This is a genomic window from Bartonella sp. AA97HXZ (assembly GCF_042196985.1).
In the GTDB taxonomy this organism is placed as follows: Bacteria; Pseudomonadota; Alphaproteobacteria; order Rhizobiales; family Rhizobiaceae; genus Bartonella.
The window spans coordinates 1-13,220 of the sequence record NZ_JBHIRC010000007.1 but is presented as its reverse complement, the minus strand read 5'-3'; the positions used below and the strand labels follow the sequence as shown (position 1 = coordinate 13,220).

The window sequence follows — 13,220 nt, the reverse complement described above, 5'->3', positions numbered from 1 at the left end:
GATTCGTTTTTTGTGGAATTCCATTATGATGAAAGAGATACGTAAAAAGCCTCACGTATTGATTGTTGAAGCACGTTTTTATGAGGGGATTTCTGATGCGCTTTTGAGAGGTGCAGTGAATACTTTGCAAAAAGCTGAAGCAAGTTATGATGTTGTAACGGTTCCTGGAGCATTAGAAATACCAAGTGCAATAGCTTTTGCTGAACAAAACAAGATATCGTATGATGGTTATGTTGCTCTTGGTTGTGTTATTCGGGGTGAAACATATCACTTTGAAATTGTTGCTAATGATTCTTGTCGTGCATTGATGGATTTAACTGTTCATCAGCACTTGGCTATTGGAAATGGTATTTTGACTGTTGAAAATGAAGAACAAGCATGGGTGCGTGCAAAACTAGATGATAAAAATAAAGGTGGTTTTGCGGCTGAAGCTGCTTTATGTATGATCGCTCTAAAAAAGAGATTTGGAGATAATCGTTAAATATGGCTGATATAAAAAGCAGACATTTTTCGCGTTCAGCCAATAAACGTGGAGCAGCAAGACTCGCTGCAGTTCAAGCACTCTATCAAATGGATATCGTGGGTTCGGGGGTGATGGAAACGGCAGCTGAGTATGAGGCTTATCGTTTGGGAAAAGATATTGATGGAGACCAATATCTTGAAGCTGATTTTCAATGGTTTTTGGCTATTATAACGGGTGTTGTAAAAGATCAAAAGCAGCTTGATCCGCTGCTTCATCAACAGCTTTCTGCAGAGTGGTCTCTTTCACGTCTTGATTCTATATTGCGAGCAATTTTACGAGCAGGTTTATGGGAGTTGATCAACCGTAAAGATGTTCCCGTTGCAGTTGTCATGAATGAATATGTTGACATAGCAAAGGCGTTTTTTGAAGGTGATGAGCCAAAACTTGTTAATGCAGTTCTCGACAGTATGGCAAAAAAAGTCCGTCTCTAAGAGCTACAAATCCCCCTATTATAGATCTGATATTATCAGACCTATAATATTGAAACGGTATGCAGACTATATAATTTAGTTATGGGGTGGCAAATTCGCAGGGCCTTTTATAATTTGAATTAAGAAAGGATGTTCTTTCGTTACAGTTGGCGTTGTTTGTGTAATAAAATCAAACACTTGACCGTCTTGTAATCCGTAATTTGCAACTTTTGCAACCTGATTATTTTTATTGAAGTAAATGGCTAAAACTTTGCGATCAATAATCTTTGTTTTCATAAACTGCATCCCACGATAACGTGTCTGTGAGATGTAATAAAAAACTTCATTATCATATTTTGTTTTTAATGAAGGGGTCCCTAAAGTTAAAAGAACTTGCTCTTGACTTGAGCCAATAGAGATAGAACTTAGAGCATTTTTATCAAGAACATAGCCCTCTCTATAAATTTGGCTCGAACCTGAAGAATCAAGAAGGCTACACCCAGCAAGCATTCCTATGCTTGCTATTGATAGACCAATCAATAATTTACGTTTGATTAAGGCTATTATGTGAGGCATTTGAAACAATGGTATCTCCTTTTTATACTGAGATGTAGGACAAGAAGGCAACCTCAAGTTTTTTCTAATTTTAACTTAATCTACCGTAGCTTACACTGAGTTTCCCTGTTATAAAGTAAATTATGCCATATAGAATTTCTTTAGAAAAGAAAAAAATGCATAAATACTTGAGATAAATAAAAACATAGTGCTTTACACGTTTTTATGTTTGGGAGTTGTCAATGAATGTTCAAAATGTTCCTCAAATGACATTTGCTTTGGCTTATCCAATATCTGTACGTTCTCTACCTGCTAAAGGTATAAGGGTTCATTTTTGTGCAAACAAAAAAGAATGTACACATTTAGCCCAGAACCATGATTTAATTGAAGTAAAATCTTGTGAGGGAAAATTCCATATTTTCCCGTGGAAAAAACGCGGAGTGCGTATAAAAGGTCTGTTGCAAGCGCGTATACTACAGTTATGTGTTGTTACATTAGAACCATTAGAAAATATCCTTTGTGAAAATATTGAGGTTGTTTTTGTTCCTGAAGATTCAAATTTGATGAAGCCCCAAATATCAGAGGATACAGGGGAATTGTTTTTAGATGTGGAGGGGCTTGATACTCCTGAAGTGTTTTATGATGATAAAATTGATATTGGCGCAATCATGGAAGAGTTTTTTGAGTTGTCTATTAATCATTATCCACGTAAAGAAGGGATAAAGATGAATATGGTTGAAAATTTAGAAGAAGCAGAGCGAAAATTCTCTCCATTTTCTGTTTTGAAAAATTGGAAGTGATTGTAAAAACATACAAAAAATATCTATTGTATGCTAAACGGTATTTTCTGCGGAGCGATTTTCGCAAGATGTGCTGTGTGAGTATTCAGGAGCCAAAAATCATAATATGTATTTAAAGATGTAAATGAAAAGATGTGGGATATGCAAGCGTGATTAGAATTTCTGTGGATGTCATGGGCGGTGATTACGGTCCAGAAGCAGCTATTGCAGGAGCAGCAATTGTACAAAAATATTTATCAAATATTTATTTTCTATTTTATGGAGTAGAGGAGGCTGTTCGTCCGGTTTTAAAAAAATATCCCTGTTTGGATTCTGTATCGCGCTTTTGCCCTACAGAAAGTTATACACGCATGGATGAAAAGCCAAGCCAAGCACTTCGTAATGGACGTGGTAAATCATCAATGTGGTACGCCATTGAAGCGGTAAAAAATGGTGAAGCTGATGCTTGCATTTCTGCTGGTAATACGGGTGCACTCATGGCCATGTCTTATTTTTGTTTGAAAATGCTTGCAGAGGCTGAACGTCCTGGTATTGCGGGTATCTGGCCAACACTGCGCAGTGAGAGTATTGTTTTAGATATTGGAGCAACAATTGGTGCCTCTGCTAGTCAGTTGGTTGATTTGGCGGTTATGGGAGCAGGTATGTTTCGCGCTTTATATCACACTGAAAGACCAAGTGTTGGGCTTTTAAATGTGGGGGTGGAAGAGGTTAAAGGACTTTATGAAATAAAAAAAGCAGGAATGATATTGCGTGAAGTGCAATTAGAAGGATTGGAATATAAAGGATTTGTTGAGGGCAATGACATTGGAAAAGGAACAGTCGATGTTGTTGTGACAGAGGGGTTTTCTGGTAATATTGCTTTAAAAACCGCAGAAGGAACCGCGCGACAGATAGGAGAGATTTTAAACTCTGCAATGCGCAGTTCTTTTTTAACATCTCTTGGTTATTTTTTATCACGGGGTGCTTTTCGTATACTGAAACATAAAATGGATCCTGATAGGGTGAATGGAGGAGTGCTTTTAGGTTTGAATGGTGTTGTTATAAAAAGTCATGGCAGTGCTAACGCTAATGGCTTTGCTTCTGCTATCCGTGTTGGTTATAAAATGGTTAATAATGGACTTTTACAAAAAATAACGGCTGATTTACGGCGATTTCATGAAAATAAAGAAACACTTTTTGACCAAGAAGATGAAGTGGTGATGAATGGAGAGTCCTTATGATAAGCTCTTATAATAGAAATAAAAAATTTGAAGAAAAGGTAAGAGCTGAATGATTCGGTCAATTATACGTGGTGTAGGAAGTGCTTTGCCGAAAAGAAGTTTATCAAATGAAGAGATTGCAAAGTTTGTTGAAACGTCAGATTCATGGATTGTTCAGCGTACAGGAATACGCCAACGTTATATTGCCAGTGAAAATGAAACAACTGTTTCTTTAGGAGTTGAGGCTGCGCAAGCAGCACTTACAAATGCTGGTTTAACAATAAAAGACATCGATTGTATTATTTTAGCAACGTCCACCCCGAATCGTACTTTTCCTGCTTCTGCTGTTGAAATTCAGCATGCTTTGGGAATGAGCCATGGATTTGCTTTTGATATTCAAGCTGTTTGCTCTGGTTTTATTTTTGCTTTAACAACAGGAGATTCTTATTTACGGTGTGGGGGAGCTAAAAGAATTTTAGTTATTGGATCCGATACATTTTCTCGAATTTTAGATTGGGAAGATCGTACGACATGTGTATTGTTTGGTGATGGTGCTGGTGCTGTTATTTTGGAAGCACTAGAAACTGAGGGGGGTATTGCTTTTGAGCGTGGTATATTGTCTGCGAAATTGCGTTCTAATGGTGCTTATATAGATAAGCTATATGTTGATGGTGGACCTTCAACAACACAAACGACAGGCTATTTGCGTATGGAAGGACGAGAAGTTTTTAAATATGCTGTTGGTATGATAACGGATGTGGTTGATGATTGTTTTGCAGCTGCAGGTATGGATTCTTCACAACTAGATTGGTTTGTACCTCATCAGGCTAATAAGCGCATTATTGAAGCATCTGCTAAAAAGCTGGGAATTTCACTAGATAAAGTTGTGATTACCGTTGATCAACATGGTAATACGTCTGCTGCATCAGTTCCGTTGGCTTTAACAACAGCTGTTTGCGATGGAAAAATAAAAGAAGGAGATCTTATCATGTTAGAAGCCATGGGAGGTGGATTTACATGGGGAGCAATTCTTATTCGTTGGTAAATTATGGCTACTTGACCATATTTCAAGAAAACGTATAAGTCATTTTGTAATTTTTAATATTTTAATAGGTGGTTATAATGACAAGTAAGACAGTAACGCGTGCAGATTTAGCGAGCGTAGTTTGTAAAAGAGTGGGCTTGTCACATACTGAATCAGCAGCTTTAGTCGAATTGGTTTTGGATGAGATTTGCAACTCACTTGTAAGAGGTGAAGCGGTTAAATTATCTTCTTTTGCAACTTTTCAGGTTCGCAGTAAAAATGAACGTGTTGGACGCAATCCAAAAACAGGTGTTGAAGCACCGATTCCGCCGCGACGTGTTGTGACGTTTAAGGCTGCCAATGTCCTTAAACAGAGAATTTTAGATTCGCATCGTGCAAAACAGAAAAAATGATATCTCATAAATAAATGCCATGGTATGTTTGGTATTTGTTAAAGAAATGTATAAAATAAGGGTCTTTATTTTTTAGAAAAAGACTGGTGAGTAAGGTATCAATGATGGTCTTATTTTTGACTAATCTTGTTGAGAAATTGAGACAGAATGAGTCATTGTGAAGTAATTTATTTTGTTTTAAATAAGGTGTTACAAAATGGATAAAAGCTCTGATGCTTTTCGCACAATTAGCGAAGTAGCGGAGTTATTGGAGCTTCCGCAGCATGTCTTAAGATTTTGGGAAACACGTTTTAGGCAGATTAAACCAATGAAACGTGGGGGAGGAAGGCGATATTATCGTCCGGTCGATGTTGATTTGCTCAATGGTATTAAGCAGTTACTATATGATCAGGGTTATACGATAAAAGGTGTGCAACGCCTTTTGAAAGAAAATGGTGTTGCTTTTGTGACTGCATTGGGTAATGGTGATCTTGATGCTATGAATGTGGTCATAGAGAAGAAACATGCAGTACAAACTTCTGAAAATGCTAGCAATAAGCCTAAGAAATCTTCTTTTGGGCTTTTGAGTTTCATGAGGAATGAGGGAGAAACATCTGTCGGTTCTGTGAATCTTTACAAAGATAAAACTGATAAAGCATTGTTACAAGAAATTCTGTTTGAACTCATTGAATGTAAGCGTGTTCTTGATAGAGCACGATAATAATATTTTTTTATTTTATATGTGTTTCGTAGATATTTAGATGTTTTATGGATGTGCCCAGAATTTTATACGTTCAGCGAGTAGTCATATATCGTATGTGTATATTTAACGAGTTTTTTATAAGAGTTTTTCATTTGGTAAAATATGAAGAAGAGAAAGAATAAACGCTGAGTTTTGCCATTTTTTTTGATTTGGCTTTATAAAAATTAAGGCAATATCTCATCAGTGTAGATTGCGGGATGTAGGATGCCATTAGCTTACCAATTCATGTGCTTGTTTTAAAGAGATGTTTCTTAAGGCTTCTTAATCTTATTTTACCATAATGCCTCGTGAATGATTAATGGTAAATTCGTTGAGTACTGCTATTTTTATACTTATGAAGGTTCAAGTCGGCATCATCATTATAATTATAGCCTGTTCTCAATGACTGCAACAATTCTTAGCACTTTAGGCGGTTCATTGTAGGCATTTTAAAAGTCCTTTCTCAATAATTTTTATCCACACACTCATTCCGCTTGTTTCGTGCAAGCAAATGATTTTGATAGATTCAACATAAACATATTAAAAATAAGAGAAGCCTATGATATTCGAAACCTTATTTAATATGAATAACAATATATTATCATTATAAATCAATATCTTGTCCTTTTTATAAGGGCTTATCTTACGAATAAGAAATACCATTGTTCAGCTAATTTTACATATTTTTTATTAATAAATATAATCTTGTTTTCAGTTTTCTTGCTTGATGTTGCTATAATTATTGTAATGATCTATCCATGATAATAGCAGAATTTTTTTATTATAAAGGTAAAAGATTAATGTTATTATTAATATTCAATTGTCTATGATTTTTGCATTTAAACAACTCATAGCTTATATTCAACTTTTTCACCAATCCACCTTGTAGAGAGAGAGCACGTTATTCTTTCTGGTGACAGGTCATTGTGCATGAAACAAAAACACACTACAATATCAAATTATTTCATTTTGTACAAAAACTGAAGATTTATAGTAAAAAATTAACGTATTACCATCTTCCGTGATATTATGCATTTATTACACGTTGCAAATCTGGAGGTGTTGCTTCATTTGAGAGTTGTTTAATCACATCTTCTACAGATAAAAGGGTTTGATTTGTACTTCCTAAGCGGCGCATATTTACGCTGTTTGTTTCAGCTTCACGTTTGCCACATACCAAAATTACGGGGACTTTTTGTAAAGAATGTTCTCGTATTTTATAGTTAATTTTTTCATTGCGGAGATCTATTGTTGCGGAAAGCCCAACAGCTTTAAGTTTTGCTGTTATTTTTTTGGCATATTCATTTGCTTCGGATGTAATTGTTGCAACAACAATTTGTTCAGGAGCAAGCCAAAGTGGCATATGTCCAGCAAAATTTTCAATTAATATACCAAGAAAACGCTCCATTGATCCCAAAATAGCACGGTGGATCATAACAGGTTGACGTTTTTCTGAATCTTTATCAATATAGAATGCACCAAAACGTTCAGGGAGATTAAAGTCTATTTGTGTTGTTCCACATTGCCATTCACGACCGATAGCATCCTTTAATGTATATTCAAATTTTGGACCATAAAATGCTCCTTCACCTGGAAGGATGCTTGTTTTGATTTGTCCTGCAAATTTTGTTTCAATCGTTTTAAGGACAGATTCCATGATACTTTCTGCATGATCCCATAATGCATCAGATCCAACTCGTTTTTCTGGACGGGTTGAAAGCTTAAGACTAATTTCTTTAAAACCAAAATCGGCATAAGTTGATAAAATAAGATCATTAATACTGAGACATTCATCGGCTAATTGTTCATCAGTACAAAAAATATGCGCATCATCTTGTGTAAAACCACGCACACGCATAAGACCATGTAAAGAGCCTGAAGGCTCATAACGATGAACAAGTCCAAATTCAGCAAGTCTAATAGGCAAATCACGATAAGATTTTAAACCATGTTTAAAAATTTGCACATGACCAGGGCAGTTCATTGGTTTAAGGGCATAAACATTCCCATGATCTGAATCTTCTTCTGCTGAAATTACTTTGAACATATTCTCCTTATACCAACCCCAATGGCCAGATATTTCCCAGAGTGACCTATCGAGAACTTGTGGTGCATTAACTTCAGCATATTGATGATCATCAAGGCGTCTACGCATATAGCTGATCAAATTTTGGAACATTTTCCAACCTTTTTTGTGCCAAAAAATCATTCCTGGCCCTTCTTCTTGAAAGTGAAATAAGTCCATTTCACGTCCCAAGCGGCGATGATCACGTTTTTCAGCTTCTTCTAGCATATGGAGGTAGGCTTTTAAGTCATTTTCATTTGCAAATGCTGTTCCATAAATTCTCGTGAGCATTGGATTATTGGCATCACCACGCCAATAAGCTCCTGCAACTTTCATTAATTTGAAAGCATTCCCAATTTGCCCTGTAGATTGCATGTGCGGTCCGCGACAAAGATCAAACCACTCCCCTTGATAATAGATTTTTAAATCTTGATTTTCAGGAATGCTATCAATAAGTTCAACTTTATAAAATTCCTTTTTCTCAGAAAAAACTTTTCTTGCTTTTTCACGAGACCAAATTTCTTTTCTAAAAGGTTTATTGCGTTGGATAATTTCACGCATTTTCTTTTCAATGACGGTGAGATCATCTAATGTGAAAGGTTGTTGGCGTGCAAAATCATAATAGAATCCGTTCTCAATGACAGGACCTATTGTTACTTGCGTTTCAGGAAAGAGCTCTTGCACTGCTTCAGCAAGGACATGGGCGCAATCATGCCTTATGAGCTCAAGAGCGCGTGAATCTTCTCGGGTAATAATCTCTACTTGACCAGATTGTCCCAATGGATCCGATAAGTCTCGCGTGATACCATCAAGACTATAGGCGACTGCTTTTTTTGCAAGTGATTTAGAAATAGATTCTGCTAATTCCAAGCCTGTCATTTCGGCGGGGTAATTACGTTTTGAACCATCGGGAAAAAAAAGAGAAATAGAGCAAGACATAAAAAAACCCTCTTAATCCAATTCCGCTAACGATTGCGGATGGTTTCGTGAAAATTGAGTAAAAAGCTTATAGACTAATTTTTTATCAATACATGTGAAAAAAGAAAAGGATTATTTGTTGTGTTTGTCAGAAATTTTCCAGTAACGCCAAGGTTTATAAAAACAGCAAGAATTTCCAAGCGATGGAGGGACTGGATCAAAGCCATCTGTTCCAAAGGGCCCACAACGCATGATACGAAAGAGTCCCATCCATGCACCAGCCCAAAGCCCATGGCGTGCTATCGCTTCATATGTATATTCTGAACAAGTCGGAGCATGGCGGCACTGATTACCTATAAGGCTCGAAAGTGTTATTTGATAGAAACGTATTAAGAAAATACCCAATAATCGTCCGGGTGTTTTTTGCCAAGTGCCTGTGTAATTCCGAGTCAACTTTTTTTGTCTAGATTGTGATTTGAACATTTATTTTTCTTCAATTTTTTGAATGCAGTCTATCATTGCATCAAAGGGTAGTAGTGTTGCTGCATGGCGCACTTTATAGTCTTTAATGGGCTGTAAGCAAGAAAAATCCTCAAATGGAGCTTGAGGAGAAGGACCATTTTGCGTTAGCATTTGGTAGATAACTTCACGCAATATTTTAAGATCTTGAGTTGTTTGTCCGATGATATGAGATGCTAAAAGTGAAGCTGAAGCTTGCCCTAGCACACATGCATGTATTTCGTGAGCAAAATCGGTAATAATACCATTTTCCACTTTTAAATCTACAGTGATTGTCGAACCACAAAGGTGTGCATGTTTTCTTGATGTTGCATCAGGATTATTAAGACGCCCAATTTTGCCTATATGTGCAGCATATTTAAGTATTTTATCATTATAGATAGTATCAATCATGCGCTATTGCCTGAAATTTTGAAAGTCGTGATTGTTTAAACTTTTAATTCGCTTATATAGAGATTATACAAAATGAGATAGGTATGGAGCAAATGCTTTGTATAGAGTAAGCTTGGAGTTTTTGAATGCGTAATGTTGTTAAAGAAGACACAAATTTATCTGAAGAAAAGCGTCCGAGTATTGAAAAGGTGGAAGAAGCGATTCGTACATTACTCTTATGGATAGGGGAAAATCCAAATAGAGAAGGGCTTTTAGATACTCCAAAACGTATAGCCAAGGCATATCGCGAGCTTTTTAATGGTTATAGTCAATCGGTTAAAGAAACCTTAGGTACAGTTTTTGAAGAGGTTTCAGGATACAATGAAGCCGTAATCGTAAAGAATATACCTTTTTATTCACACTGTGAGCATCACATGATCCCAATTATTGGGAAAGCACACATAGCATATCTTCCTAATGCAAAAATTGTTGGTCTTTCAAAAATTGTACGTGTTGTAGATATTTTTGCTCGTCGTTTACAAACTCAAGAAGCTATGACAGCGCAAGTGGCTCACGCGTTAAAAACGTATCTGAAGCCTCATGGTGTAGCAGTATTGATTGAGGCTGAGCACATGTGTATGGCTATGAGAGGAATCCAAAAACAGGGCTCTACAACAATTACAAAAAACTTTCATGGTTATTATGAAAAAGATCAAGCGGCACAAGCACATTTTATGATGATGGTTCAAAGGTCATAGTAAAGCCCACATTTCTCGTAATCTCTATTAAGTTATAAAGCATCCGGATAAAATAAATTATGAGAAAAAGAAAATTGGCTTGTACCTTTCTTTATGATTTGTTAAAGGCTAAAAACCAAGATTTTTTCTTTCCACGTGCGGTCGTGGCGGAATTGGTAGACGCGCAGCGTTGAGGTCGCTGTGGGGCAACCCGTGGAAGTTCGAGTCTTCTCGACCGCACCAGTTCGCAGTGAGTCTCTCCATAGTGAGATGAAGTTATGTTAGAGAGAGGGGATTTATAGGCATTATAGAAAAATCTTTTTGTATGTTATTTGTTGGTGTGTTGCCAATAATATTTCGTTTTTTATTACTTTATCTATGCATTTGAAATGTTATATTTTTATAAGGTGGGGTGAAGTTGCAGTGAGAAGTATAATGATTCTGAGATATTTAACACTTCTTATTTGTATTTCTTTATTATCAGCGTGTAGTGATTCACGTGCTGTACTTTGGCATGGGGTGCATGCAACACCTTCTATGACTGCCGTAGAAAGGGAGGTTGAAGGGAAACCAGTTTCTCCAAAAGCCATCGTTCCAGTGTATGTTGCAACGAGTCGTATGATGCAAAATAATTACGCTCAACCTTATGGTGCAGAGCGATCAAATAAAGTTCATTATAATCGTGTTGACGTAGGAATTCCTCAGCAACATGTAAAGGGAGTTGTTGAAATAAATGCCTATAAACCTACACATGATAAGTATTTTGCAGCAGTAGCATTGCAAAAATACGATAATAAAGAACAGTTTAAACAGCAATTAAATGCTGCTTTAGCAAAAAAGCCAAAAGGAAAAAGAGAAATTTTTCTTTTTATCCATGGGTATAATAATAATTTTGCAGATGGTACATTTCGTACAGCACAGTTTACACACGATTATTCTTTAAATGTTGTCGCTGTGCATTATTCTTGGCCTTCGGCCGGATCAGTTCCTCTTTATATTTATGATCGTGACAGTGCTAATTTTGCCCGTGACGGATTGATAGAGCTTTTAACACTTATTAGTGAAACCAATGCTGATCAAATTTCGGTTATTGCACATTCTATGGGCAATTTTGTTATAATGGAAGCATTTAGAACGTTAGCGTTACAGGGAAAATATAGGCCTATTCGTCGTATTACAAGTTTATTAATGGCTGCACCAGATATTGATGTTGATGTATTTGAGCGCCAACTTAATGATATAAAAAAACTTCCGCAGCCAACCGCTATTTTAGTATCCAGAGCAGATAAAGCTCTTGCGGTTTCAGGACGTCTTACGGGTGGACATCATCGTGTGGGCGATGGCTCAGATATTGAAATGTTGCGTAAAAATGGAATAGCTGTTCTTGATTTTTCTCATGTGGATGGGGGAGCACACAATGTCTTTGCATCTTCGCCAACGTTGATGGCTCTTTCTCGAGAAGGTTCTTTGGCTTCCACAATTATGCAAGGTACAGAATTGTCACCTAGTCAAGCCCTTCTTGCTGATGGTAGTAGTGTGTTGGAAAAAACAACACATCTTATCCTTTATACACCTGTACGTTTTCTCTCTCCACGGATTCCACGTTGATCGTGAAAAGAGAGAAGGGGCTCCATCGAATAATGTATTGGAGGTAATATTTTTTAGCACTTTCTTTAGAATGGTCTTGTAAAATGAAAAATAAATAGCGGGATGAATGTAAAAAACAGTCATTAGGTGGGTTTGTGATGATTGCACGGAAACGCTATGTTAATACGCCTACAGTTGTTGATTATTTGTCTCATTCCGCAATTAAGTTATTAGACATTCATGCTATGCTTGTGAAGGTGAGAAAAGGTGATATGGGGGAAAAACCAAATTTATTGCGTCAAATTGATTCTACAAAAAAACAGTTAGATGAGATAAGCCATGCTCTTATTTTAGAATATCGTAAACGCCAAGAAAATGAGCGTTTTTTAAAACAAATTCTGCTATCCATTTCTGATCAACTTTTTGCACTTAATAATGGTTTTAAGGAAACAGGACGTCTTTTTTTTCAAGAAGTTAGAATACTTCAATCTCAGATGCAATGTTTATATGAGGGAAAGGAGAGGCTGCATTTGTTGAATAGCCAAGAATCTTTTTGTTCTCCGTCAAAGATTGATGAAGTCATTAAACAGTTACAAAAAGCACGAGAAAAGCTTATTCTTGAAAGCCCACATCTCTTTGAAAAAAGCACAAAAGCTAAACAATAAAAGTTCTTTAGTTGAGTAGATAGATAATTTGAATTTTACAGCAAAAACGCTGTTAGATAGAAGGCTATAACCTTTTTAAAGAAAAGAATTTGCTTTAATAAATGAAACACATGCCTTATATCTTTGCTAAAGTTAAGGCTGATTAATTAGGTGACTTTATTGAAAAAAATGTTTGTGGAAAGAATTTTACAAAAAACTTTCTGATTCTTTTAATAATAGCCCGCCGGATAATTTTACCAATGTCATGAAGTTGTTAGTATATTCATTAGGCAAATAAAAAGCAAGTAAAATAAAATAGTTATGTCTAATATAAGGGAATAGGTGAATCTTGATTCTATTGAGTTTTTTGCCTCTATCCCTCATCTTTTTGAAGCTTTTTTATCGCCTCTATAGCGAACCTTTTGCGATCTGCGCTCTTTGTGTTAAAGAGATGCCATAGCATCATTTGTCCAGCCAAAAATTGCTTTGAGTTGTGATACTATTGCACCAGAGTTAGCTGCGCGTGTTGCGGCTAATTTTTTTAAGCCATGTGCTGATTTTTTGATTTCTGCTACTTTACAAGCCTCTCGAAAAAGGTTGCCAAAACTTTCTTTAACGAGCTTATTTCCATTTTTCCCGCAAATAAATGTTTCATTTCCAATAGGACCAGCTTCAAGCGTTTTGGCTAATTCCGGTAAAATAGGTAGAAAGACATCTGTTTGGAATTTACTTT

14 protein-coding genes, 1 tRNA gene and 1 pseudogene are annotated in these 13,220 nt (G+C 36.3%); 11 read left to right on the top strand and 5 right to left on the bottom strand.

The window, feature by feature from the left end; all coding sequences use genetic code 11:
- Positions 1-25 precede the first annotated feature (25 nt).
- Together ACFINE_RS05260 and nusB are read left to right on the top strand one after the other, a co-directional pair.
- Positions 26-481 (top strand): 6,7-dimethyl-8-ribityllumazine synthase, encoded by a 456-nt coding sequence (locus tag ACFINE_RS05260; RefSeq protein ID WP_375621300.1) that lies wholly within the window; start codon positions 26-28, stop codon positions 479-481.
- Positions 482-483: 2 nt separating this feature from the next.
- A complete protein-coding gene (gene nusB, locus ACFINE_RS05255) occupies positions 484-954 on the top strand; it encodes a transcription antitermination factor NusB (protein ID WP_375621299.1) in 471 nt (156 codons plus the stop codon).
- A gap of 75 nt (positions 955-1,029) precedes the next feature.
- Here nusB and ACFINE_RS05250 read toward each other — a convergent pair whose 3' ends face one another.
- Positions 1,030-1,509, bottom strand: a complete 480-nt coding sequence (locus tag ACFINE_RS05250) for an outer membrane protein assembly factor BamE (protein WP_375607172.1) — start codon at positions 1,507-1,509, stop codon at positions 1,030-1,032.
- Positions 1,510-1,730: 221 nt separating this feature from the next.
- Here ACFINE_RS05250 and ACFINE_RS05245 point away from each other — a divergent pair, with 221 nt between their 5' ends.
- From ACFINE_RS05245 to ACFINE_RS05225, 5 genes are all read left to right on the top strand, one after another.
- Complete coding sequence (locus ACFINE_RS05245; RefSeq protein ID WP_375611573.1) at positions 1,731-2,288, top strand: DUF177 domain-containing protein; 558 nt, start codon at positions 1,731-1,733, stop codon at positions 2,286-2,288.
- Positions 2,289-2,437: 149 nt separating this feature from the next.
- Entirely contained in the window at positions 2,438-3,508 is a 1,071-nt protein-coding gene (gene plsX, locus ACFINE_RS05240) for a phosphate acyltransferase PlsX (protein WP_375611574.1), read from the top strand.
- Between the two features lie 49 nt (positions 3,509-3,557).
- Positions 3,558-4,532: a beta-ketoacyl-ACP synthase III gene (locus tag ACFINE_RS05235; protein ID WP_375611575.1), complete on the top strand. Its 975-nt coding sequence runs from the start codon at positions 3,558-3,560 to the stop codon at positions 4,530-4,532.
- A gap of 77 nt (positions 4,533-4,609) precedes the next feature.
- Complete coding sequence (locus ACFINE_RS05230) at positions 4,610-4,924, top strand: integration host factor subunit alpha (RefSeq protein ID WP_273791377.1); 315 nt, start codon at positions 4,610-4,612, stop codon at positions 4,922-4,924.
- Between the two features lie 196 nt (positions 4,925-5,120).
- A complete protein-coding gene (locus ACFINE_RS05225; RefSeq protein WP_375621298.1) occupies positions 5,121-5,624 on the top strand; it encodes a MerR family transcriptional regulator in 504 nt (167 codons plus the stop codon).
- A 1,048-nt stretch (positions 5,625-6,672) separates the two neighbouring features.
- Here ACFINE_RS05225 and thrS read toward each other — a convergent pair.
- From thrS to ACFINE_RS05210, 3 genes are all read right to left on the bottom strand, one after another.
- Positions 6,673-8,649 (bottom strand): threonine--tRNA ligase, encoded by a 1,977-nt coding sequence (gene thrS / locus ACFINE_RS05220; protein ID WP_375621297.1) that lies wholly within the window; start codon positions 8,647-8,649, stop codon positions 6,673-6,675.
- Between the two features lie 111 nt (positions 8,650-8,760).
- Entirely contained in the window at positions 8,761-9,111 is a 351-nt protein-coding gene (gene yidD, locus ACFINE_RS05215; protein WP_375607118.1) for a membrane protein insertion efficiency factor YidD, read from the bottom strand.
- Positions 9,112-9,540, bottom strand: a complete 429-nt coding sequence (locus ACFINE_RS05210; protein WP_375621296.1) for an iron-sulfur cluster assembly scaffold protein — start codon at positions 9,538-9,540, stop codon at positions 9,112-9,114.
- Between the two features lie 125 nt (positions 9,541-9,665).
- Between ACFINE_RS05210 and folE the strand changes: the two genes are divergently transcribed.
- The 4 genes from folE to ACFINE_RS05190 all read left to right on the top strand — a co-directional run bounded on the left by folE (position 9,666) and on the right by ACFINE_RS05190 (position 12,508).
- Positions 9,666-10,277, top strand: a complete 612-nt coding sequence (folE, locus tag ACFINE_RS05205) for a GTP cyclohydrolase I FolE (protein WP_375621295.1) — start codon at positions 9,666-9,668, stop codon at positions 10,275-10,277.
- 137 nt (positions 10,278-10,414) lie between these two features.
- A tRNA-Leu gene (locus ACFINE_RS05200) sits at positions 10,415-10,499 on the top strand.
- 192 nt (positions 10,500-10,691) lie between these two features.
- Entirely contained in the window at positions 10,692-11,864 is a 1,173-nt protein-coding gene (locus ACFINE_RS05195; protein ID WP_375607121.1) for an alpha/beta hydrolase, read from the top strand.
- A 137-nt stretch (positions 11,865-12,001) separates the two neighbouring features.
- The gene (locus ACFINE_RS05190; protein ID WP_015856440.1) at positions 12,002-12,508 is read left to right on the top strand and encodes a hypothetical protein; all 507 of its coding nucleotides are present in this window, start codon (positions 12,002-12,004) and stop codon (positions 12,506-12,508) included.
- A 352-nt stretch (positions 12,509-12,860) separates the two neighbouring features.
- Here ACFINE_RS05190 and ACFINE_RS05185 read toward each other — a convergent pair.
- Positions 12,861-13,220, bottom strand: a pseudogene (locus ACFINE_RS05185) (tyrosine-type recombinase/integrase); the annotation flags it as partial.

Excerpts from the sequence above, each read along its gene's own strand:
- ACFINE_RS05260 (WP_375621300.1), top strand. The coding sequence starts at position 26 with ATGATGAAAGAGATACGTAAAAAGCCTCACGTATTGATTGTTGAAGCA.
- nusB (WP_375621299.1), top strand. The coding sequence starts at position 484 with ATGGCTGATATAAAAAGCAGACATTTTTCGCGTTCAGCCAATAAACGT.
- ACFINE_RS05250 (WP_375607172.1), bottom strand. The coding sequence starts at position 1,509 with ATGCCTCACATAATAGCCTTAATCAAACGTAAATTATTGATTGGTCTA.
- ACFINE_RS05245 (WP_375611573.1), top strand. The coding sequence starts at position 1,731 with ATGAATGTTCAAAATGTTCCTCAAATGACATTTGCTTTGGCTTATCCA.
- ACFINE_RS05235 (WP_375611575.1), top strand. The coding sequence starts at position 3,558 with ATGATTCGGTCAATTATACGTGGTGTAGGAAGTGCTTTGCCGAAAAGA.
- ACFINE_RS05230 (WP_273791377.1), top strand. The coding sequence starts at position 4,610 with ATGACAAGTAAGACAGTAACGCGTGCAGATTTAGCGAGCGTAGTTTGT.
- ACFINE_RS05225 (WP_375621298.1), top strand. The coding sequence starts at position 5,121 with ATGGATAAAAGCTCTGATGCTTTTCGCACAATTAGCGAAGTAGCGGAG.
- thrS (WP_375621297.1), bottom strand. The coding sequence starts at position 8,649 with ATGTCTTGCTCTATTTCTCTTTTTTTTCCCGATGGTTCAAAACGTAAT.
- yidD (WP_375607118.1), bottom strand. The coding sequence starts at position 9,111 with ATGTTCAAATCACAATCTAGACAAAAAAAGTTGACTCGGAATTACACA.
- ACFINE_RS05210 (WP_375621296.1), bottom strand. The coding sequence starts at position 9,540 with ATGATTGATACTATCTATAATGATAAAATACTTAAATATGCTGCACAT.
- folE (WP_375621295.1), top strand. The coding sequence starts at position 9,666 with ATGCGTAATGTTGTTAAAGAAGACACAAATTTATCTGAAGAAAAGCGT.
- ACFINE_RS05195 (WP_375607121.1), top strand. The coding sequence starts at position 10,692 with ATGATTCTGAGATATTTAACACTTCTTATTTGTATTTCTTTATTATCA.
- ACFINE_RS05190 (WP_015856440.1), top strand. The coding sequence starts at position 12,002 with ATGATTGCACGGAAACGCTATGTTAATACGCCTACAGTTGTTGATTAT.